Source organism: Kitasatospora sp. NPDC004669 (genome assembly GCF_040609455.1).
Lineage (GTDB): Bacteria > Actinomycetota > Actinomycetes > Streptomycetales > Streptomycetaceae > Kitasatospora.
The window spans coordinates 201,794-223,087 of record NZ_JBEXKB010000005.1 but is presented as its reverse complement, the minus strand read 5'-3'; the positions used below and the strand labels follow the sequence as shown (position 1 = coordinate 223,087).

General features: G+C 70.9%; 17 protein-coding genes. 5 read left to right on the top strand and 12 right to left on the bottom strand.

All coding sequences use genetic code 11. The annotated features are described in order from the left end of the window. Genes ABZW30_RS06995 through ABZW30_RS06980 form a run of 4 tightly spaced genes read left to right on the top strand, consistent with a single transcriptional unit; the run spans position 1 to position 5,299 of the window. Positions 1-1,533 carry an SCO6880 family protein gene (locus tag ABZW30_RS06995; RefSeq protein WP_355669983.1) on the top strand — a complete coding sequence of 511 codons (1,533 nt, stop codon included), beginning with the start codon at positions 1-3 and terminating at the stop codon, positions 1,531-1,533. Then, on the top strand, positions 1,533-3,086 hold the full coding sequence (locus ABZW30_RS06990) for a type VI secretion protein (protein WP_355669982.1): 1,554 nt from the start codon (positions 1,533-1,535) through the stop codon (positions 3,084-3,086). The genes ABZW30_RS06995 and ABZW30_RS06990 overlap by 1 nt, the downstream gene beginning before the upstream one ends. 1 nt (position 3,087) lies before the next feature. After that, a complete protein-coding gene (locus tag ABZW30_RS06985) occupies positions 3,088-4,806 on the top strand; it encodes a type IV secretory system conjugative DNA transfer family protein (protein WP_355669981.1) in 1,719 nt (572 codons plus the stop codon). A gap of 55 nt (positions 4,807-4,861) precedes the next feature. Beyond that, a complete protein-coding gene (locus ABZW30_RS06980) occupies positions 4,862-5,299 on the top strand; it encodes a hypothetical protein (RefSeq protein ID WP_355669980.1) in 438 nt (145 codons plus the stop codon). A gap of 73 nt (positions 5,300-5,372) precedes the next feature. On the opposite strand, the gene ABZW30_RS06975 is transcribed toward ABZW30_RS06980, so the two are convergent. From ABZW30_RS06975 to ABZW30_RS06920, 12 genes are all read right to left on the bottom strand, one after another. Then, entirely contained in the window at positions 5,373-7,424 is a 2,052-nt protein-coding gene (locus ABZW30_RS06975; RefSeq protein WP_355669979.1) for a hypothetical protein, read from the bottom strand. After that, positions 7,421-8,470: a nucleoside hydrolase gene (locus ABZW30_RS06970; protein ID WP_355669978.1), complete on the bottom strand. Its 1,050-nt coding sequence runs from the start codon at positions 8,468-8,470 to the stop codon at positions 7,421-7,423. The genes ABZW30_RS06975 and ABZW30_RS06970 overlap by 4 nt, the downstream gene beginning before the upstream one ends. Positions 8,471-8,694: 224 nt before the next feature. Continuing rightward, entirely contained in the window at positions 8,695-9,357 is a 663-nt protein-coding gene (locus tag ABZW30_RS06965) for a hypothetical protein (RefSeq protein ID WP_355669977.1), read from the bottom strand. Between the two features lie 256 nt (positions 9,358-9,613). Then, positions 9,614-10,558 (bottom strand): bifunctional lytic transglycosylase/C40 family peptidase, encoded by a 945-nt coding sequence (locus ABZW30_RS06960; RefSeq protein ID WP_355669976.1) that lies wholly within the window; start codon positions 10,556-10,558, stop codon positions 9,614-9,616. 13 nt (positions 10,559-10,571) lie between these two features. Beyond that, complete coding sequence (locus ABZW30_RS06955) at positions 10,572-11,531, bottom strand: replication-relaxation family protein (protein WP_355669975.1); 960 nt, start codon at positions 11,529-11,531, stop codon at positions 10,572-10,574. A gap of 6 nt (positions 11,532-11,537) precedes the next feature. Next, positions 11,538-13,082 (bottom strand): type IV secretion system DNA-binding domain-containing protein, encoded by a 1,545-nt coding sequence (locus tag ABZW30_RS06950; RefSeq protein WP_355669974.1) that lies wholly within the window; start codon positions 13,080-13,082, stop codon positions 11,538-11,540. Beyond that, positions 13,037-13,951, bottom strand: coding sequence for a hypothetical protein (locus ABZW30_RS06945; protein WP_355669973.1), 915 nt, complete (start codon positions 13,949-13,951; stop codon positions 13,037-13,039). The genes ABZW30_RS06950 and ABZW30_RS06945 overlap by 46 nt, the downstream gene beginning before the upstream one ends. Continuing rightward, on the bottom strand, positions 13,948-15,738 hold the full coding sequence (locus tag ABZW30_RS06940; RefSeq protein WP_355669972.1) for a DUF87 domain-containing protein: 1,791 nt from the start codon (positions 15,736-15,738) through the stop codon (positions 13,948-13,950). The genes ABZW30_RS06945 and ABZW30_RS06940 overlap by 4 nt, the downstream gene beginning before the upstream one ends. Next, on the bottom strand, positions 15,735-16,700 hold the full coding sequence (locus ABZW30_RS06935) for a PrgI family protein (protein WP_355669971.1): 966 nt from the start codon (positions 16,698-16,700) through the stop codon (positions 15,735-15,737). The genes ABZW30_RS06940 and ABZW30_RS06935 overlap by 4 nt, the downstream gene beginning before the upstream one ends. Before the next feature lie 9 nt (positions 16,701-16,709). Further along, complete coding sequence (locus ABZW30_RS06930; RefSeq protein WP_355669970.1) at positions 16,710-18,347, bottom strand: hypothetical protein; 1,638 nt, start codon at positions 18,345-18,347, stop codon at positions 16,710-16,712. 311 nt (positions 18,348-18,658) lie between these two features. Beyond that, positions 18,659-19,024, bottom strand: coding sequence for a pilin (locus ABZW30_RS06925; RefSeq protein ID WP_355669969.1), 366 nt, complete (start codon positions 19,022-19,024; stop codon positions 18,659-18,661). A 257-nt stretch (positions 19,025-19,281) separates the two neighbouring features. Continuing rightward, positions 19,282-20,076, bottom strand: coding sequence for a hypothetical protein (locus ABZW30_RS06920; protein WP_355669968.1), 795 nt, complete (start codon positions 20,074-20,076; stop codon positions 19,282-19,284). Positions 20,077-20,490: 414 nt separating this feature from the next. Here ABZW30_RS06920 and ABZW30_RS06915 point away from each other — a divergent pair, with 414 nt between their 5' ends. After that, on the top strand, positions 20,491-21,264 hold the full coding sequence (locus ABZW30_RS06915) for a hypothetical protein (RefSeq protein WP_355669967.1): 774 nt from the start codon (positions 20,491-20,493) through the stop codon (positions 21,262-21,264). Positions 21,265-21,294: the final 30 nt, after the last annotated feature.

The following is a 21,294-nucleotide window of genomic DNA, read 5'->3' as shown; positions in this document are numbered from 1 at the left end:
ATGTCCCTGTCCCACAGTGAGCCGGACACCTACAGCGGGTGGCAGCGTGAGAAGTCCGGATTCATCGGCGAGCTGTCCGGTGTCGGCTTCGCACTGATGGCCGCAGCCTCGGTCGTCGCCCTGGTCCCGGTCTACGCACACAGCTGGTCATCTGCCCTGGTGGCGCTGCCTCTGGCCGGCGTCCTGCTGCTGCTCGCCTACGGCCGGGTGATGGGCCTGGCCGCGGAGGAATGGGTGCTGCTGGCCGTCCGGCACCAGCTGGCGGTCGCCACCAAGCGAAATCTGTTCTACAGCGGGGTGTTCGCCCCCGCCGACAAGGAGGGAAACCAGCCGATGGACCTGCCCGGCGTGCTGGCGCGCCTGCGCATCCTCAACGCGCCCGACGGCCAGGGCGGCACGCTCGGCGTCGTCCACAACCCGATCGACAACACGTACACCCTCATCGCGAGGGTGACGTTCCCGGGCCTGGCCCTGGTCGACACCGATCGGCAGAACGCCCGGGTCCGCCAGTGGGCGGCGTTCCTGCGCGGCCAGTGCAAGGAAGACGGCGCGGTCGTCCGCATCCAGGTGCACCAGCGCTCGCTCCCGGACGACGGCGAGGCGCTGCGGTCGTGGACCGTACGGCACACCGCGCAGGACGCCCCGCAGGCCGCTGTGCAGGCGCTCGGCGAGCTGATGGTCTCCGCCGGTCCGGCCGCCACGATCCGCGAGACGTACCTGTCGGTGACGCTGTCGTCGACCCGCGCGCGCCTGGCCGTGCGTGGGGCCGGCGGCGGCCAGGTCGGCGCGGCCGCCGTCCTGGTGCGCGAGTTCCACGCCATGCACGGCTCGCTCAGCAGCGCCGGCCTGCAGGTGGTGGAGCTCCTCGACCCGCGCCGGGTGGCCGCCACGATCCGCACCGCGTACGACCCGGAGGCGCAGCAGATGCTGGCGGCCCGAGGCGCGGCCGCCGAGGATGCCTCGTACAAGGGCACGCTTCCCGGTGTCGACCCGGCACTGGCCGGTCCGGCTGCCGCCGAGTACACGTGGGGGCTGTACCGGCACGACGGGGCGTGGACGGTCACCTACCAGGTGCGGAACTTCCCGCAGTCCGAGGTGTACGCGACGTTCCTGCAGCCGCTGCTGCGGCCCAGGACGAACGCACGGCGCTCGATGTCGCTGGTGTACGAGCCGATCGGTCCGGCGCGGGCACGCAAGGAGCTGAGCAAGGAGAAGACGAAGCGTCAGGCGGCACGGTCGCTGCGGGCGAAGACGGGCCGGTCGGAGTCGGAGGACGAGCGACGCGAGTCCGAGATCGCCCGGGCGCAGGACATCGCACGCGCCTCCGGCCAGGGCGTCGTACGCATGGTCGCGCTGATCGCCGTCACGGTCACCGACCTGGAGGAGCTGGAGACGGCCTGCGCCGAACTGCAGGCGGACGCGAGCGACGCAGGGCTGGAGCTGCGGCGCTGCTGGGGCGCGCAGGACGAGGCGTTCGCCGCGGCCGCGCTGCCGCTCGGTATGGGCCTGCCGCCGCGAAGGATGGCGATCTGATGGGATTGCCGTTCCTGCGCCGCGAGCGCAGCGACACCTCGCTCGAGTCCACCCGGGTCGCCGACCTGTTCGACCCCTCCGAGCCACTGCCCGCGCAGCGTCAGCCCAGCGCCCGGGAGCTGCGGCGGGCGAGGCTGCTGGAGGACCCTGCGACGGCGATGCGGATCGCCCCGAAGAAGGGGTGGCACCAGCCGTACGCGGGCCGGGCCGCCTCGCGCGCCAAAGCCGAGGTGTTCCGCGCGGACACCGGCCGGGCAAGCGGCATCTACCCGTTCCTGCACGCCGCCTCGCTGCCGCCGGTAGGCGCCTACATCGGCTTCAACACGCTCACGATGCAGGCGTTCTCGGCGCATCCGAGCGTGTGGGTGCAGGAGGGGCTGGCCACCAACCCCAACGTGATCCTCACCGGCATCCCCGGCTCGGGGAAGTCGGCGCACGTCAAGGCGCTGTGCTTCCGGCTGATGGCGTTCGGGCACCGCACGCTCATCGCCGGCGACGTCAAGGGCGAGTACGCGGCCCTGTGCCGGCACCTCGGCACCGAACCCGTGCGGCTCGGCCCCGGGCTGTCCGGCCGCCTCAACCCGCTGGACGCCGGTCCGCTCGGCCAGGACCTGCACCTGATCAAAGACGACGCCGAGCTGACGGCGCGGCTGACCGAGATCCACCGCCGCCGTCTGACGCTGTGCAAGGCCCTGCTGGAGCTCCAGCTCAAGCGGGTGCTGCAACCGCAGGAGGAGGAGTGCCTGGACGTCGCCGTACGAGAGGTCACGGGCGCGCTGGCCGGCGCGGGACACACCCGCCTCGACACCCCGACCCTGCCGCTCGTCTACCAGGTCCTCAAGGACCCCACCGAGGCCATGGCCCGAGAGCTGCGGGTACGCGGGAACGACGTGCAGACCGCACGCGAGCAGATGGCCAGCATCCGCTCCGCCCTCGGCAGCATGATCTCCGGCCACCTGGGCGGCCTGTTCGACGAGAAGACCTCCGTGTCGCTGGACTGGGACGCGCCCATCCAGTCCGTCGACATCTCCGCGCTGCAGCAGTACGGCGACGAGGTGGTCGCGATGGTGCTGACCTGCGTCTCCTCCTGGGCGCAGTCCGCCATCGACCGGCCGGGACGTCCGTGGATCATCGTGCGCGACGAGCTGTGGCGGCAGATGCAGTCCGGCGGGTCGTCGATGGTGCGCAAGATCGACGCCGACCTACGTCTGTCCCGGGCAACCGGCACGATCCAGCTCCTCGCCACCCACCGACTTTCGGACTTCGAGGCGGTCGGCGCGGCGGGCAGCGAGGCGGTGGCGATCGCCAAGGACCTGATCGCCTCGTGCGAGACCCGGATCCAACTCGCCCAGGACACCAAGCCGTTGAACCTCACCCGTGAGGCGATCGGTCTGACCGACGCCGAGTGTGACCTGATCGGCTCCTGGGGCGCCGGGCAGCGCGGGCGGGCGCTGTGGAAGGTCGGCAGGGGCGGCGGCTCGCACGCCGTGCAGCTACTGCTGTCGCGCACCGAGCGGGAGTTGTTCGAGACCGACGAGAAGATGGTGATCTGAGGTGGCCTCCGACAACCGGGTGGACGACAGCACGTTCCTGTTCGGACTCGCCGCCGGGGCGGTCATCTCGCTGGGCGCGGTGTCGCTCGCGGCCGGCGCCCTGGCGGGCCTGCTGTCCGGGGACGGCATGCCGAAGATGACCGCGTCCGTGCCCGAGACGTTGCTGCTGTCCGTCGCGCAGGGGCCGGCCTCCGTCTACCAGCCGACCCCGCCCGCCTGGCTGTTCTACACCGTCTTCGGCCTTCTGGTCGTGCTGCTGGCCGTCCTTGCCGTGATGGTCGTGCGGCGCCTCGGCCGTCGCCGTCGTCGTTCGCTGGCGGGCGGGGCGACGTGGGGCGGGGCCAAGGTCGAGAAGGAGATGGCCCTGCCCGAATCCCCGGCCGAGCGCGCGGACCGCATCACCGCCGGGCGGGGGCGGGAGACCCGGAAGATCGTCGGCGTCATCGAGCGCAGCGCGAGCGCGATCGCGTTCGGTCCGCCCGGATCCGCGAAGACCTCCGGCCTGCTGTCCCCGAACGCGGCCGAGTGGCAGGGCCCGGCGCTGGTGACGACGACCAAGGCCTCCGACCTGGAGGAGATCTACGCGGCCCGCAGCCACATCGGCCCGGTGTGGGTGATCGCCCCGGCGGGGCTGCCGGCCGGGCCGTGGCTGACCGCGCACTGGTCGCCGGTGGACTACGCCGTCGACGACGAGGCGGCGGAGCGCATGGCCGAGTGGATGGCCGACGCGAGCCAGAAGACGTACGACCCGAAGGCCGAGCCGTGGCTGATCCAGGCGCGCGCCATCGTGGCCGGACTGCTGCTGGCCTCCCGGACGTCCAAGGGCGGCATCAAGTCGTTCCGGCGCTGGCTCACCCAGGGCGAGGCGGCGGTCGACCACGTACGCGCGATCCTGGAGGAGGACCACCCGGAAGCGGCACTGGACTATGCCCAGCCCTGGACGACACTGCACGACGACGGCAAGGGGTCCGTGCAGTTCACCCTGAACGTCCTGGCGGCGACGTACCGCAGCACGGGCATCCGCGAGGCCGCCGAACGGACCGACTTCAGCGCCGAGGAACTGCTGGAGCGCAACGGCACGCTCGTACTGATCGCGGCCCCCTCGCAGGCCGACCGGTTCGCGCCGTACTTCACGTCGCTGATCGCCGCGGTCCTCCACGCCGCCGAGGTCCGGTACGAGAAGCTCGGCCGACACCCTGACCGCTCGCTCGGCCTGTTCATCGACGAGGCCGGCAACTTCCTGCGCTACCCGAAGCTGCCCAACGTGCTCACCACCGGCCGCGGCATGGGCATCACCGTTCTGAGCATCTGGCACGACTACTCGCAGCTCGCCGGCCGGATGGGCCGAGAAGGCGCCAAGACCATCATCTCGGCGAGCACGCTGCGGCTGCTGCTGCCAGGCATGGCCGACGACGAGACGATGCGCTACATGTCGTTCCTGTTCGGCCGGGAACTCGTGGAGAGGACCAGCCACACCACCGGCACCGGCCGCGACTCCAGCTCGACCAACGTCGTCGAGTCGGACCTGTTGCCCGTCCACCAGCTGCGCGAGATCCCCGAACACACCGCGATCGCGCTGTACTTCAACCGGCCGCCGATCCGCGTCCGCATGCGCCTGACCTGGCGCGACCCGGACGTCAAGGCGTGGCTGGCCCGGCCCCCCGCGGTGCCGCCTGTCGACGCGTTGTCGTACCAGGTCCGGGAGGCCACCGATGTATGACCCCGCCACCGGAAGCACCGCGCCCCCGCCGCCGAGGCGGTGGGTGTGGTCCGCGATGACGCCCGCAGACCGGCAGCAGCGCCTCGTCGAACTGGCCGCGTGGGTGGACTGGCTGATCTCCAATCACCACCTGCACCGCAAGATCCCCCGCTGCTGGTACCGCGATGGCCACGAGCCCGTCCTGGAAATCCTGACGGGCCTCTACCTCGGCTGGGTCCGCACCTACTGCGGCGACCCCACCCGGACGGGCACCTTCGGCGAACTCGCCTGGATCAAGGAGCTCCACTCCGTCACCCCGTACCTCGCCGCCCCGGCCTGTGAGGAGGGGCATCAGGATCGGCCGCCGCGGAAGAAGCCGACCGGCGAGGCACTGTCCGACTGGCTCGACGACGACCCGGGCTGGATCGCCGCCGCCCTGTACCACCCGGCCGAGGCCGAGGCCAACCGCCTGGCCGCCGCGGACGCGATGAAAGCAGGCGGCTGGCCCTCCTGAGTTCGACAGATGCGCCTCGCCGCCATCGGTGCTTCCGGTGGGGGCGAGGCGCATCCGTGTTCGCGCAACCGTCCTATCGCGACGGCCCGCTCCGGCCCTGGCCGCGGTCCTGCACCGGCCCGAACTGCTGGACCTGCTGCTGCGGAACCGCCGCCCGCTGGGCCGCCTGCACCCGCTGGGCATCCTCGGCGAGGCGCTGAGCTGGAGGTTGGGCAGCGCGCCTGCCCAGCTCCTGCCGGATCTGACCCGTCGCGATATCCAGGCCGGCTGCTCGCTCGTGCGCGGCCTGCGCCTCCGACTGTGCCGCCGCCAGTCCCCGCTCACGCGCCGAGGTGGCACGCGCCAGCACCTCCGCCGGATGGCCGCCGGACTGCTGCCAAGCCGCCAGTACCACGTCATGCTCGGCGGGATCTCCAGCCGCCCGGGCACTCACCTCCAACTGCTCCCGGGCAGCGTCGAGGTGCTGCTCACCGCTCCGCGTGGCCACGCGAAGGTCCGCCAACTGCTGCTCGAGGACGTCACGCTCGGCACCACGAACAGCGGGCCTCCCGAACCCGCCCCGCTCCGCCAATCGCCCCTCCACCACGTCAGCCTGCTGGCGAGTCCGTTCGACGTCACCAGCCAGCCGCTCCACGAGGGCGCCATCCGCCCGGCTCTGCAGGATGGCATCCACCCGCTCGGCCCGGGCAGCTACACGCTGCTCGACCTCGCCGCCTGGCGCGAGGGAGGTCGCGATCTCGTCGGCCCGTCCTTCGGTGTTCGCTGCCTGGCTTCGGGCGGTCTCCGCTTCCCGGGCGGTGTGGGCGAGCAGCGCGGTGAGGTCGGCGTCCGGCACGTCCCCGTAGCGAAGCCGCTGCGCGTCACCCGCCTCCGCCTGCACCGCCGGGCTCGCAGCCGACCTGTTGTCGGCCGACGGTTGGGTGGTCGCGTGGACGAACTCGGCTCGACTCGCCCGGTCGGGGAACTGTTCCATCCGGGACCAGGTGCGGGCGGCCTGCTCCTCCGAAATCCCCTGCCCGGCGAGATGGTCCTGCAGCTTGCTGTAGACCGGGTGATCGACTCGGCGCACCACGCTGTCGAGCACGGTCTTCAGCTGCGGGTCGACGTCAGAGCTTCGCTCGACCCACTGCCGGACGGCTTCGGTGAACCGCAACCTCTCCTGCATCCGCTCGGCCAGCCAGCTTGCATCCGCCGGGCCGAGGGCGGCGCGTTCGGCGGCGGCGTCGTACACGGCCCGCAGCGCCGCAGCCTTGATCGCCTCGCGTGTCAACGGGTCCCTGAACCGTTCCGGGACCAATATCGGATTGAAGCCACGGAGGACGTCCGGAACGTCCCGCTGACGCCGCTGCTGGGGACCGTCGGCCGCCATACTTCGCGGGGTGTCCAGCGGGCTGTTCAGGGTGTGCTCGATGACGTTGACGGGCTCCTTGCTGGCGAAGGTCCATCCTGGGGTGGGGTGGAGGTCGTTAAAGGGATACCCCTTGCCCTCGCCGGTCTGCTCGGCCCTCAGATGGACGACATATCCGATCTTCCGATCGGGGCGTGGATCGTCCGGTGCGGCCCCGAAGAAGGCGTAGCGGCCCTCGAAGTCCGTTTTCGGGTAGGCAGCAGACAGAAGCTCCTGCACCGTCCCTTTGAAGCTGCTGTCAACCAGGGTCAGTCGGCTGCCGGGCTTGTCCACGGGGACGCCTTGGCGCCGGAGGTACGTGGTCAGGTTGCGGTGAGCTCCCGAGATGCTCTCCGACGCGACCCGGTCCCGTGTTCCCCGGAATCCTTCGATCTCGGGGAAGCTTCTTCCGCTGTTGTGCTCGAGATCCTGGAGCGCGGCCTCCGCAACGACGCGCGAGAGCACGACCTCACGGCAGCTTTTGGCGAAGAAGTCCGGGTCAAGGGCCCGTGTTGCGGCGGCGAAGCTGTGTCCATCCCGTCCCAGGAAGACGATGACCCGGCCCTGGTCGGCGTCCGCCCTGAGATCGGGAAGCATCTCGGCTGCGATGGACGTAATGAACGGTCCGTGAAAACGGCGGAAGACGTCATACGCCTCCGTGACGGCTTCTCGTCCAGCAGGCGTTAACTGGTATCCGTCCAGGAGCGCGGAGAGGGTCGGATACTCCTGCTCTATCAACTCCGCTCACTTTCCGGACGAGCGGCTGCCGACGTCGGCTGGCCTGTCAGGGTCCTGGTCAGCCATGCCATGAAGGCGTCATAGTCAGCCTCGAAGCTCCACCGCAGCCGGACGCCGTCGTCGCTGGCGGTGGTCCGTCCGATGTCGTCCATCGCGATGCCGATGTCGTCGGAGTCGACGAAGGGGAGGTTGAGGGCGGCCGAGAGGGTGAGCGCGTCGTGCTGCATGCTGCCGGGGTGGAAACGGCTGAACCACGCGTCCAGGTGTGCCGCGAGGAGCCCGGCCCATCGCGGCGCATCGGAAGAGGCCAGCCACGAGTACAGGGGGCTCTGCTGCGTGACCTCGATCCGGGGCGTGAACGTGACCTCGGATGCGATGAACTCGGGCGTGGTCAGGTGTCCGACGGCGACTGCCGCAAGCACATCGCGGGCAGCCGGCACGTCCAGCCGGACGTTGTGCTCGGCGCGCTCGGGGTTGCGGTAGCGCAGGGCTCCGCCCATCTGGGTCACCCTCAGGCGTGAGGCCGCCTCAGGTGCCGCGGCGAGAACGTGCGCGAGGTTCGACAGCGGTGCCATCCCGACCCACCTCACCGGCCCGTCGGTGGAGGTCAGGACCTCGCGGACGGCGGCGACGATGTCGGCGCTCTGGGCCGGCACGTCCTGCGGAATGAGGTGCTCCACCACGAAGTACGGCGTGTCGGAAAGCTCGGCGCCAGCCACCGTCACCACGTCGGAGCGACCCATCAGGTCCAGGAGATGACGCGCGAAGCGTGCGCGACGGCCCTTGGACTCGTCCCCGGTGATGACGAGCTTCAGATCCGACGTGCACCGTGCGGCAGCAGCGACGGCCAGGGCGTCATCGGCATCCCCGCCGATGTCGGTGTCGATGATGAGCGGCGCGTTGCGAAGATCCTCCGGCCAGGAGGCCGAACGCATGTCATCCGCCATCATCCCGAACACACCGCCGGGATCTGCCTTGCCCAGCGCCATGATGGCTTCCCAGTGCCGGCGCAGGTCGTCCCACGTATCTTCGGAGTTGTCCCCCACGTCATCCCCCTTTGCTCGTTCAGTAACGGTCGTCAGGACCTCTGAAGATCCATCGTAATGGGGCTGTTGACCACGCTTCGAAGGACAGACATCGCGCTCGCGCCCGGCAGGCTCGGGTGTCCCCGGCACCGTCCGTGAAGTCCTGTCTTCGATCCCGATCGTAAAGTAGCGTCGGGGCCTGACAGTTGCAGTCAGAGGGTGTGCAGCGGATGCCGATCACCAGATCAGTGCCTGACCCCCTGGGCGTTTCTCGGGTGTCCAGGGGAATCTGAACCTTTGTCCATTGCAGTCCAGACCTTGCGGACGAATGCGGGGCTGCGGTGGGCCCGCCGGGCAGTCTCCCGCTGACTGAGGCCGTCGAGGCGGCCTTGGACAATGCGGGCCCGGGCTTCCTGTGCATCGCTCGGAGGAACGGTATCGGTAAGGAGGCTCGGGGCGCAGGTGTGCACTTGGCTTCTGGTGTGCATTTCAGGCTGGCCGACGGTATCGGTAACGGAATCGGTCAGGTCGGAGGTGTGCGGGTGTCCGCCAGGCAGGGCTGAGCAACTGTCAGGAAAACTCGGAGGAGTTCGGCTGAGGCTGACGAGTTGACGGCGCCAGGCAGGGCCGGCTTCCCCGAGCACCAGGAGTAGGACAGGGGCGATGAGGTGGACCAGGACGCCGACCGGGTCTCCGGCGAGGGCGGCGTCTCCGATGTTGACGAAGACGGAGAACGCGCCGGTGAGCCAGCGGAAGGCGGTGGGCCAGGCGCCTCCGTCGGAGCCGAAGCGGGCGAGCGTGGCGTCGGCCTGGAGAGCCATGACGAAGGCAGCGTCGATGGCACCCGCAAGCGTCCAGCCCGACCAGGGCCGAGGGGTGTGCGCACCGATGAAGTGGGCGCCGGTCATGGCGGAGAAGGTGCACACCGCACCGATGAGCACCCAGGTACCCGTGGTGAGCACTCTGCCGGTGCGACGAAGTTCGGCGTGGGTGGGCGGGGTGGTCGGGAGGGTGCTGGGCACGAGTCCTGTACTCCTGGGAGTTCGGTCGCAGGTTGAGCGGGTCGGTCTCGTCCGGGTGCGCACCACGGGCGCCCACCGTCTGTGGCCCGATCACAGATGGAGACTGCGGCCGGGCACGGTAAGCGGGTGTGCGCCGTGGTGTTCACCAGGCCGGCCTTGTTGCGCCGACGAAGGTGAGGCCAAGCGGCCTATAGATGGCTTCGCGGACGGGGATGCCTGTGCGGGGTGCTTCGACCATCTGGTCGCCTCCGACATAGAGCCCGACGTGGGTGATGTCCGTGGTGGAGGTGCCGTAGAAGACGAGGTCGCCAGGGAGTAGGGCGCTTCCGGGTGGGAGTTTGGTGGTGGCGTTGTACTGGTCCTGGGCGACGCGGGGGATGGGGATGCTGGCGGCGGCGTAGGCCGCCTGGGTGAGGCCGGAACAGTCGTAGCCGTGGCCATCGGTTCCGGTACCGCCCCATTCGTACGGGGTGCCGATCTTTGAGCGGGCGAAGACGACGGCGGTGGCTGCGGCCCGGTTGGGGGCGGCGAGGATGAGCGGGTCGGCACCGGCGTACTCGCGGGCCTGGGCGAGGACCTTGTCGACGTACCAGTCGGCGTGGTTGTAGGCGAAGACAGCGGCATGGATGTCGCTGCCGTTGCGCGCGCCGTTGGCGCAGAGCAGACGGGCGGCGGCGTGTACGGCGTCGACTGGGTCCCAGGGGGTGGCCGGGACGGCACCTCCGGGCGGGACGGGTTCGGCGTACTGGGCGAAGGTGCTGGGGAGGAACTGCATCGGGCCGACGGCCCCGGCGGTGGACGTCTGGTTCGCCGCGCGGCCGTGGTCGGTCTCGATCTTGCCAATGGCGGCGAGGATGCTCCAGGGCAGTCCGGAGCAGGTGAGCGCGGCTTGCTGGTAGAGGGGCGCCATGCCGGGCGGAATGTCGGCTAGAGCGTTGCTGCTGGGCGGTCCGTCGTCGGTGAGGAGATCGAGGAGGCCGCCGGTGGCGGCGGACAGGGTGGCCCCAACGGCGGCGATGAGGACCATGAACGCGGCAAGGCAGCCCGCGGCAGCTGCGGTGGTCGCGCGGGCCGCCGCGGACTCCATAGGTGCCGTCCGTTCAGGCGCGGGCCGGGTGGCCGGGTGGTAGCGGGTGGGGTGGCGGGACGACCGGACGATTGGTCACGTGGACGGTTCCGGTGGCGGCAAGCGCGGACATAGCGGGTCGGCGGTCGGCAGGCCAGCCGTCGGGCAGCTCGGCGAGGTGCAGGCGGCGCGAGATGGCGCTGACGGGCAGCCAGACCGGTCCGGCCGGGGTGGTGGTCTGGTCGCGGCTGAAGGTGGCGGCGGCCAGGTAGTCGAGGGCGGCGTGGCCGGCGAGGCGTTTGTGGAGGTTGGCCTCGCGGCGCTGGCTGTGGAGCGTGAACAGGACGAGCGGGCGGCTGCGGGTGGCGATGGCGAGTTCGGCGTAGTCGTCGAGCTTCGCGGCGAGGCGGGTGAGGGGCTCCGTGCCGGTGTCGTGTTCGAGGAAGAAGGAGATCTCCCCGCCCGGGGCCGTCCAGGTGGCATAGGCGTCGGGCTGGGCGAGGTCGCCCCACTGCTCGCGGCAGCGGCGCTCGGACCACCAGGCGCTCAAGTACCCGGTGGGGACGGAGCCCTGGACGAGTCGGGAGAGGAACGTGGTGACCCCGAGGTCGTGGGTGAGCGTGGGGGAGAAGGCGGTGCGGGTGCAGCGGTCGGGGTGCCATCCGAGCGCGGCCGGGGTGGTCGCGTGGCGGGCGGCGAGAAGGGCAGCGCCAGTGGGGCCGAGAGTGTGGTGGGCCGGGGAGGAGCCGACGGGCAGCTGGGGGCGGAACGAGGTGAGCAGGCCGAGGCCGGTGAGGGTGGCAAGGCGCCGGTTGGCCGAGCGGCGGGAGGTGTAGGAGAGATCGGTGATGTGGGTGGTGGTCAGAACGGAGTGCTCCAGCAGCAACTCCAGCAGCCACAGGTCGCGGGCCGTCAGACGGGAGGCGAGGGCGTAAAGCGGTGGCTGGCGGCGGGCGGTGCGGGGACGGGTGTCAGGCACAAGGGAGCGGGGCATGGGGCCTCACTTTCGAGTGGCGGGGCCGAACGTGGCGCGGGATGAGCGGCGGACTTCGGTGGCGCGACCAGGGATGCTGGGCGGCAGCGGGGTCGTGCGGAGGGTGAAGGCGGGGGCATCGGCAGAGCGGGCGACGAGGCGGGCGGCGGCCTGGTAGGCAGCGAGGTGGGAGAGGTCATGGGCGGTGAGGTTGGGGCGCATGTGGCGTTCCAGGTCCCGGGCGTCCTCGGGGGAGGCGTTGAAGACGACCTTGGACCGGGCGTTGGCGGAGATGCCTTCGCGCAGGTCGTGCGGGAGCTGGGCGAGATGCTGGTGGGCGAGGACGAAGCCGAGGCGGTAGCCGCGGGCCTCGGCGAGCATGTCCTCCAGCGGGTAGGGCAGAGTGAGGAAGTTGTGGCACTCGTCCATGTAGAGAGCGGCGTCGCGGCGGGTGTCCTCGGGACGGCCGGCGCGGCTGGTCGCGGCCTGCCACGTCTTGGCAACGGTGAAGGAGCCGAGGAGGCGGGCGGTCTCCTCGCCGAGGACGCCCTTCGGCAGCCGGACGAGGGCAATGCCGCCGTTGAGCACGCTGTCGAGGTCGAAGGTGGAGGGCCCTCCGGCAATGGTGTTCTGGACGAACGGGCGGAGCAGGAACGCACGGAGCTTGTTCATGAGCGGTCCGATGGCGGCTGCCCGTGAGGGCTCGGACAACTGCTCGTACCAATGCCAGAAGCCGCGCAGTACCTTGTCGTTGATGCCGTGGGTGACGCGGCGGCGATAGACCGTGTCGGTGAGCAGGGGCGGGATGTCGGCGAGCGTGACCGTGCCTCGGGTGGTCTTGCTGGTCATGAGGGTGAGGCAGGCGGCGCGCATGACGTCGTCGGTGCGCGGGCCCCAGAAGGCGGCGAAGATCCGCCGGAAGATGCCGACGAGGTTGTCGACGACGACATCCGCGTCCGCTCCCTCCAGGACGTTGAGGCGGGGCGGCAGGCCGTGATCACCGGGGTCGATGAGCACGGTGCGGCCGAGCGCCGACTCCGGCAGGCGGTCGAGCAGGTCGAGGACGAGGTCGCCCTTCGGGTCGATCACCAGCGCGCCTCGCCCGGCCTGTGCGTCGTCGAGGATCATGTTCGCCATCAGGGTGGACTTGCCGGAGCCGGTCGCGCCGATGATGTGGACGTGGTGGCGGCCGTCTGCCACGGACAGGCCGACCGGCCGGGTGGGGCCGGTGTCGGCGGTGCCGAGCGGCTTGACCGACGGGCCGGGCACGGGGATCGCGGTGGTGGGCTGCACGGAGTGCGCGCCGGCGCGCTCGACGCCGGGGGCCGCGGGGTCGGTGGGCAGGTGGGCGACTGCGGCGAGTTCGGTGACGGACAGGAGGTCGCCCCGCAGAGGGAAGTGCCGCTCGTCCGTCGTCTCAGCGGGCCGGCGGAGGCGGTGACGGGCGTACCAGTTGCGGCCGGAGTACACCGCGAACGCCGACGCCACAGCATGCGCCCGGCTGCGGGCCCGCGTGCGGGCGGTGTTCAGGGCTGAGCGCTGGGCGGCCTTGTCGCCGTCCGGGGTGTCCATGATGGGCACCGTGACGCAGTAGCGGACGCAGGTCTCCCACTGGGGACCCGCCGCCTTTGCGAGCGCGGTGCGCAGCTCGCCGCTCTGCTCGGGGTCCCGGGGCGGGGTGTGGTGCGCGACGGCTGATGGGTGAGTAGGTCGAAGAGCCGTCCCGTACGGCTGGGGTGTCCGGAACCGGTGCGCAGGCGCTGGAGCCGGCGCTTGGCCCGGCGGATGCGGGCACCAGTGGCGGGCCGGGCGAGAACGCTGACGGTGATCTCGTCGCCGGTCTCCGCGCGGAGGCCTGCGCCGAGCAGGGCGCGCAGCGGGTCGGCGGCGTGGTCGGTCTTCAGCGGGAGGACCTCCGGCCGGGCGAGTCGCAGCCGGCCGCCGGTGGAGTACTGGGTGCCCTTGGCGAGGCGGGGACCGGGGTATTCGAGCCTGGTGTGGGCGCCGGGCCAGGTAGCTTCGACCGCGCGCCGCAGCAGGATCTGCGGCACTGAGGTCGGTGCCCAGAGGCGGATGCGCAGTCCGTCGGTGGTGAACCGGTATTCGAAGGCGAGGTGTGGCTGGCCCTTTCCGACTCTCCGCCACCACGGCCGCAGCAGGCCGACGAGGTGGCTCCACAGCGCGTCGGCTGAAGTCGGCTCGATGGTCGGCGGGACCAGGATCGCCAGCACGGTGCCCCCGGCGGTCAGCCGGCTCTGCCGCGCACGGTGGACCCGCACTCTGGTCGTCTGCCAAGCCACGGCTGCCGCTGCCGCCGTCACGGCGAGCAACGGCCAGCTGGTAGCGATGGTGGACCAGACCGCCTCGGTGGCGTCGTGCCACCAGCTGTACGGATCGATGAGAAACGGGGCCAGTGGGCTGCCCGGTTGCTGGCCGCTCACCGCTGTTCCTGAGTGCCGCGGGCCTGGTGAGGGTCGGGGATTTCGGCGGGGTTGGTGGTGATCAGCCTGTGCTCGGTTGAGGAGGCCGTGGTGGTGAAGGCGGCGCGCTGGCCGGGGCCGGCGCAGAGCAGGGCTTGGCCCTGGAGGGCGGCGAGGAGGTAGGCGGCCTCGCCGGCAGACAGGCGGAAGGCTTCGGCGACTGCGTCGATGGCCTGTGGTGCTTGGCGGAGCAGGATCTGGGTGGCGGCGTTCGCCACGATCGCCTTGCCCAGGTCGGTGGCCAGCAGATCGGCGGTGTCCTGGGTGATGACGGACAGGCCTGCCCAGTGCTTGCGCGAGGATTTGGCCATGCGATAGAGGAACTGGGCGCCGTGCTCGTCGCGCATCAGCAGCCAGGCCTCGTCGACGATGATCAGCCTCGGTCGTCGATCGCCTGGATCCGTGACGACCCGCCAGATGGCGTCGAGCGTGAGCATGGTGGCTGCGGCTTTCAGCTCCTCGGGAACGTCCCGCAGCGAGTACACGGTCAGATGGCTGCGACCGGTGTGCGTGGTGCGGCCGTCGAAGAGCCTGCGGTGGCTGCCAGTCGCGTACGGTGCGAGGCGCTCGGCGAGCCGCTTCGCCGCCGGATCCTCCGTGTCGGCGAGGGTCTGGGCGAGGTCGGACAGCAGCGGTGCCGGGCGCGTGTGCGTTCGCGGATCCGAGGTGATCCCGGCGCGGCGGTACGTCGCGAGGATCGCCGTGTCCATCAGCGCTTTGTCTGCGCTGTCGAGTGCCTCGCCGAGCAGGACGGCGAGGAAGCTGTGCAGGAACAGTGCTCGGCGCGTCAGGCCGTCACCCGTGCCGGGATCCGCGTCGGCGAGGTCGAGTGGGTTGATTCGTACACCGTCGGCACCGAGGCGGACTGTGGTGCCGCCGACGGCTTCGGCGAGGCGGGTGTACTCGTCCTCCGGGTCGATGACGAAGACCTGCACGCCTTGGTAGAGCAGCCGCAGTGCTTCGAGCTTGGCGAGATAGGACTTGCCGGCCCCGGACCGCGCGAGCGTCACCGAGTTGTGGTTGTCCTGCGCGAACCGGTCCCACAGCACCAGACCGGACGCGGCGGCGTTCAGCCCGAACAGAACCGGTCCGACCCCCGACCCCGCAGGCGAGCTGGTCCCGCCGGAGGGAAGATCGGGTGAGGCGAAGGGGAAACACGCCGCGAGGGCAGCCGTGTCGAATGTGCGCTTCGTGGCCAGCTGGTCCACGCAGAGCGGCAGGCAGGTCGTCCAGCCCTCAAGTGCTCGCCAGGTCGCCGTGTGGCAGCGCAGCAGCATCGACTCGGCGATTGCCCGCACCGCGGACAACTCGTCCGCGAGCTGCTCCCGCGTGGTGGCATAGATCGTGAGGTAGAGGCCGAGGCGGAAGAGCTTGCCTTCGCCCCGCGCAACGCGCCAGGCGAGCTCGGCGGCATCCTGCGCAGCGGCCTCCGTCTCCGGGTCCTCCAAGCGTCCCCGCTGGTAGCTGGTCCGGCGCTCGGCCTCCAGCCGAGCACGCTGCTTGCGCAGCCGCTGGCCCGCGATCGCCGGAGGCAAGGGTTCGATGTGCAGGCTGACGTCGAGCCGGCCCGGGTAGGTCAGCAGCGGCTCCAGCCAGCCCGGTCCTACCTCGGCCGGGTAGCCGGTGACGATCAGCGTGGTGGCGAGCAGGTCGCCGACCGCCAGGACGCGGGGCTCAATCTGGATGCTGTCCGGTCCCAGGCCGAGTCCGGTCGGCTCGTCGGCGCGGAGGTCATATCGGCGCTTCACCAGGCACTCCCTTCCTCGGCATAGGTGACGGGCATGTCCGGGAGTGCGGGGTTCGGGTGGAGCGGGGTGTCCGGCGCAGTGGCGGCAGCCAGCTGCGCGAACGCCTCGTTCCCGGTCAGCACCCGTACCGGGATCTCCGCTACGGCCAGCAGGCCGGCGGTCTCCTCGGCGCGGCGCAAGGACCGCAGGGCTGCTGGGCGGTCGAGGCCCGTCTCACGGTGTGCGAGCAGCACCTGGCGGGTCAGCAGATCCTGTTCGGCAGCCAGGTCCGCGAGGAAAGCAGCGTGCTCAAGGCACGCAACCTCCAGGAGCGGGTGCGGAAGTTCCCCGGCAGAACGTTCCAGAGCCGCCACGGCTGCTCCGGTCTCCAGCCGCTGGGTACGGACCAGGATCTGAACCGGCCCGGTGAGCGCGTTCAGCCAGCGGGCGAACGCGGACAGGAGCGCCTGCTGCTCGCCGCCCGTGCGTAGAGCGAAGTTGACGGTGCCTGCCCGGCTGAGCGCAACACGCCCGGCACCGGCAACGTCCAGCACCCCGTTCTCGCCGACTGCAGCGACCGGCAGAGCGAGCCTGGCGGCGCGTGCCGGAGCCTGCTCGCCCAGTACGAGGTCCTGCCAAGGCATCGACGCGGCGTCCGGAGCGGAGTGAGGGGCGAGTCGGCGAGGCGTTCGGCGGTGGCGCCATGCGGCCAGTAGCCACCGGTCCAGCGGAAGATGGTCGCGTCGCGTGAGGACGGTGAGCGTTGCAGCTGTGGCGATAGGCAGGGCGCCAGCGAGGTAGAAGAAGGGCGGCAGCACGTGCCTGAATGCTCGGTAGCCGAGCCACAGCACGATTGCGACTGCAGCCAGCTGAAGGGCCTGGCGCGCGGTGAGCGGGCCAAGGACGGTGTCCTCTCTGTCCACGTCGGCAGGGATCTTGACGAGCGAGGGCCAATCGCCTTCGTCGCGGGAGTACTTGCTCACTCTTGAGGTTCAGCTCCTTCCCGGGCGGCGGCTGTTGCCGCCGTTGTCGTCGAGCGGTGGGCGAAGCGGTGCCGGGCGGGGGATCGGCGGCGGGAGATCGGCTCGGGCGGGTCGCAGGTTGGCCGCCGACGAGGACGGGTGAGTGGATGGCGGGGTGCTGGGAGCCGGAGGAGGAGTGCTGGGTGAAGGGCCGGACTGTTTGCCGTGCGGACCGCCTGATCCCATTGGCGCGCGGCCCCCACCCGCTCCGCCGGTCCCGCTGCCAGGCGCCTGGGGGCCATGAGCCGGCCCGATCGCGGCCCCTGCCGTGCCGGACTGCGCGGTGTTCGGCGGGCGGGAGGCCGTCTTGTACGGGGTGCCCCACTGGTGCTGCGGGACCGAGCCCGAGCCGCCGCTGCCTCCGCCAGTCGGCGATGAGCCGGGAGTAGAGGGCCTGGAAGCAGAGGGGCCGGAGCCCGATCCTGGCGACGAGGGAGCGCCCCCGCCCGGGGCACGTCCGGCGGTGCGACCACCAGGTCCTGCCCCGGGAGGTCCACCTCTCGGTCCGCCAGGGCGACGAGGACCGGTGGGTCCCGTCGGACCGCCGGGCGGCCGACCTCCTGCTGGGCCGCCGCCCGGGCCTCCTGCGCGGGAGCGGCCCGTGCGGGGGACACTGCGGGCCGTGGAAGTGGCTGTCCTGGTGGCGCTTCGAGCAGCGCGGAGCTTGCCGGCTAGCTGGGCACCGAACGCGTACGGACCCATGGGCATCCCGAGGGCGCCAAGAGCGATCTTGCGCACCGTACGCAGGCCCCCGATCCTCAGGCCTCCTCCGCCTGTGACCGTTCGCGTTGGCGTGGTGACGATGCGACGGATCCAACTGGGGATCTTGATCAGGAGGTAGAGCGTGCAGCACAGCAGCATCAGGTTGATCAGCGCGGCGGAGTCCGGGACGGGCACGAGCCCGTAGTTGCCCGGGTCCAGGAGGGCCTTGACGCAGACGAGGAAGACGATCGCCTGCGCGATCTCGGTGCCGAGGCAGCCAAGGTAGGCACGCCACCACAGCCGGGCGATGCCGTCGCTGAGCGGGTGCGCGTGGCAGGCGAGCATCAATGGGGCCGCGACCGTCAGCACAATCGTGGCGGCGGTGCGCACCAGTGCGGTGATCAGCAGCGCCGAGCCGAGTACGGCGACGGCGAGTGTGAACACCAGCAGGTACAGCGGCGAGGTCGGAGAAGAGATCTGGGCGAGGAGCAGCCCGATGAGCGTGCCTGCGACGTCCTCGGCTGTGATGCCTTCGCCGAAGACGGCCGCCGCGACCGCGTTCGCCACGCTGAGGGTGGTGGAGCAGATCGTCAGTGACAGGTTTGAGGCAGCGATGCCCAGCAGCAGTCGTGGGATGACGTCCTGCGCTCCCCAGCGCTGCTGGACACTGCCGTGGGTCATGGTGGTGATCCCGGCGGCGAGGACGAACAGCCCGTACACGCCGAGTGAGATCAGTCGCATGGTCTCCCACAGCTCGCGCACCCGTGGTTGCTCGGCCGGGTTGGGCGTGGTGAGCAGGGCTCGGACCAGGGAGTTGAGCAGCGGGGTGACGAACGGCCGGATCAGGTCGGCCAGCCAGTGCGTGATCGCCTGGCGGATCTGGCCGGGGATGTCCCAGAACGACACCGATTTCCCGCCCTCGCTGCCGTGCTCGGGCGGAGGCGTGGGCGAGGGCCCTGGCGACGGAGCCGGTGTCGGCATCGGCCGAGGCGGTACCTTGGCCGGGGGAGAAGGCATGAGACCGGCGTCCTGGCCCGAAGTCCCCGGGTCCGCCTTCGGCGGCGAGGGAGAAGGCGCGGACGGCCCGGAGCCGGGAGCGGGACTCGGGTCGGCGTGCGCCCGCGGTGACAAGACCAGGACGACGGTGAGCATCCCGATCGTGGCGACGGACATCCCGATCCATGGCCACCACCGCCAGCCCGGTGTCTGAAGCGATGTCACGTCGCTCCGACCAGACCCTTGAGGATGTCGAGGATCACCGGGGCCAGGATGGCGATCATGTAGCCGATCCCGGCGGACTGCAGGGCAGTCTTCGCCTTCTGGACCTCACCCGGATCGCCTCCGGCCAGCAGATATCGCAGGCCCCCGATGGTCAGGAAGGTGGTGGCGACCGCCGCGATCATCCCGGTGATCCACGTGGTGATGTTGCCGAGCACCTGGTCGAGCGTTGGCGGCTTGGCCGGCGGTTCGGCGAAGGCTGATCCGGCGACCAGGATCACCAGCAGCGCGGCGAGGGCGAGCACGGCGGGCAGCGCGTAGGGCGAGGCGGGCGGACGGCGCGACTGGGGCGGACGAGCGGACACGGGGACTCCCGCATGGGTGCGAACATCGGGCAGAAAGACGAATCGGCTGGGCCGCGGAGAGAGGGGATGCGGTGGGCCGGGCACCTGGCCGGGGGCTCCATCAGGCCGTCACCTCCCCTCGCGGGTCGGGCGGCGGGTAGCAGCGGTGTCAGCGTCTGCGGCGGAGTCCTCGGGACTGACGGATGCCGGCCCCGCCTGTGGATTGGCGAGACCGCATCCCCTTCTCACCTGGTCAAAACGCCATCAAATGGCGTTTTCTAACGCTCGATCATCAGATCGACCGTGGCCGTGCAGTCGAGCCTGCCGCTGCGAATGGCCTCGGCGAGCTTCACCTCCGCCCGGCGCCGCTTCATCCCCAGCGACTCCGGCGTGCACCCCCGCTGCTCGGCCAGCACCCGGACCGGCATGCCCTCCAGACGGGTGCGGGCGATCAGCTCGGCAGCGTCCCGCGACAGCACACCCTGGCCGATTGCCAGCTCCAGCACGGCCTCCGGGTTCGGAGCCGCGGCCTGCTGCGTCTCCTGCTCGCCAAGCTCAGCCGTCCTGCGGATGTGGCCCGTCTCCTGGTTCCGGAACGTACGCGCCGCTCGGTCCGCAGACCAGCACAGGGAAGCCGGGATCGTGCCCGGCGCCGTCATCGCGTGCGCCCGCTCCCGCAGCGAGATGAGCGCCTCCCAGAACCCGGCCAGCATCACCTGCTGCACCTCCACCGCCAGCTCCGGCACCTCCCGGCGCATCCGGCCGGCGATCCGCCACAGCCCCGGCAGGGCCATCCCGCACGTCGCCACCCGCCAGTCCTCACCGGCCTGACCGTCGGGGCGGGTCAGGTGCAGCAGTCGCAGCCACACCGCCCCGCGCGCCTGGAATCCGACGGACGGGTGCAGCAGCAGCGCCCGCAGCGCCGCCATGTCCAGCCAGCTGTCCGGCAGGCCCTCGCCCAGGTCGCCGACGTACAAGGCCAGCGGCACCGGCCGCTCGACCAGGCGCTGCATCTCCAGCTCCACGAGCTGCAGCGGCTCGACCGGCCGGTCCGAGATCGTACGGAAGTTCATGCTGGTGCTCCTTCGATCCGTTGTCGTCGGCGGTGATCGCCGAGTGGACCGAGTGCGCCAAGGCCCGTGGAGCCGCTCCGGAGCAGATCTCCAGACGGTCCAGAGACGGCGAGGGGCCAGCACGGGGCCCGCATGGAGGCGAGGCGGAGGGGACAGGCCTCCACCTCACCTCCATTACTGCAGTGACCTGCGAAAACGCTGTCCGTGACCGCATCGAAAGCCCCGAGGCGACGCCCCAGGAAATTCCTCAAAGAAATCTCTCCAGGCCTCTTCCCAAGACCCTCGCGGCAGGCAGACGGACTCAATGCCGGGAAGCGCCAGGCCACCGAAAAGCTCGGGCGGACGTTAGAAAGCTGCCCTCTGCCGCGTTTCTCTGGATGTCAGCGTCCTGCGGCGGCCATCAGGCCGAGACCCATGAACCACCCCGCACCTGAAGCTGCCACCAACTCCCCGGCCAAGATCCCCGACAACAAGGCGAACAAGGCCGTGCCGCTGTCGGTCTGGCTCACCGAACCGCCCGCTGGCTGCTGCCCGACCTGCGAGACCACCACCGGCGCGGCATGCGCCCAGCGGACCCCGCCCGGCCTCGCCAGGCAGATCATCAAGGCGTTCTCGGCCCGCGGCGATCTTGTCTTCATCCCCGATGTCGGCAACGCCGCCGTCCTCGCCGCCGCCGTCCAGGCCGGCCGAAGGGCCCTCGCCCTCGCCCCCAGCCACCAGAGTGCGAACCTCGCCTACGAGACCCTGCACAGCACCGCCCCCACCGTGGCGTCCCTCGCCGTTCTTCGACGCGGCACCCCGGGGCACCCCTCCAGCAGGGCAGACAGCAACCAGCGCCGCGCCCGCCTCGCGATCGCCGCACCCCACGACTCCGCCACCCCCGCACAGCTCACCGCGCTCGCCGAGACCTGCACGCGCGCACTCCAGCCGGACGGCGTCCTCGTCATCTGCACGCGGCAGACCAGCGGCCAGGAGACCGCCGGCCACGTCGTTGCCCACGCCCGGGCCGCAGGCCTCGTCTACCTGCAGCACATCGCCGCCGTCGAAGCCACTGCCGACGAGGCCGGCCTCGTGCCCTTGGCACCCGTCACGCAGCATCGCCCGGGCTGCGCCTGCCGCCACCCCGGGCCCGGATCGGGCCGCCACGCCCTGATCCACAGCGACCTCCTGGTCTTCGCCAAGCCCTGAAAACCCGCCAGCCCGCCGCCCGTCCGAAGC

Bases quoted from the DNA above. Each gene is read 5' to 3' on its own strand.
- ABZW30_RS06965 (WP_355669977.1), bottom strand. From the start codon at position 9,357: ATGACCGGCGCCCACTTCATCGGTGCGCACACCCCTCGGCCCTGGTCG.
- ABZW30_RS06950 (WP_355669974.1), bottom strand. From the start codon at position 13,082: ATGGACACCCCGGACGGCGACAAGGCCGCCCAGCGCTCAGCCCTGAAC.
- ABZW30_RS06915 (WP_355669967.1), top strand. From the start codon at position 20,491: ATGAACCACCCCGCACCTGAAGCTGCCACCAACTCCCCGGCCAAGATC.
- ABZW30_RS06960 (WP_355669976.1), bottom strand. From the start codon at position 10,558: ATGGAGTCCGCGGCGGCCCGCGCGACCACCGCAGCTGCCGCGGGCTGC.
- ABZW30_RS06980 (WP_355669980.1), top strand. From the start codon at position 4,862: ATGACGCCCGCAGACCGGCAGCAGCGCCTCGTCGAACTGGCCGCGTGG.
- ABZW30_RS06955 (WP_355669975.1), bottom strand. From the start codon at position 11,531: ATGCCCCGCTCCCTTGTGCCTGACACCCGTCCCCGCACCGCCCGCCGC.
- ABZW30_RS06990 (WP_355669982.1), top strand. From the start codon at position 1,533: ATGGGATTGCCGTTCCTGCGCCGCGAGCGCAGCGACACCTCGCTCGAG.
- ABZW30_RS06920 (WP_355669968.1), bottom strand. From the start codon at position 20,076: ATGAACTTCCGTACGATCTCGGACCGGCCGGTCGAGCCGCTGCAGCTC.
- ABZW30_RS06995 (WP_355669983.1), top strand. From the start codon at position 1: ATGTCCCTGTCCCACAGTGAGCCGGACACCTACAGCGGGTGGCAGCGT.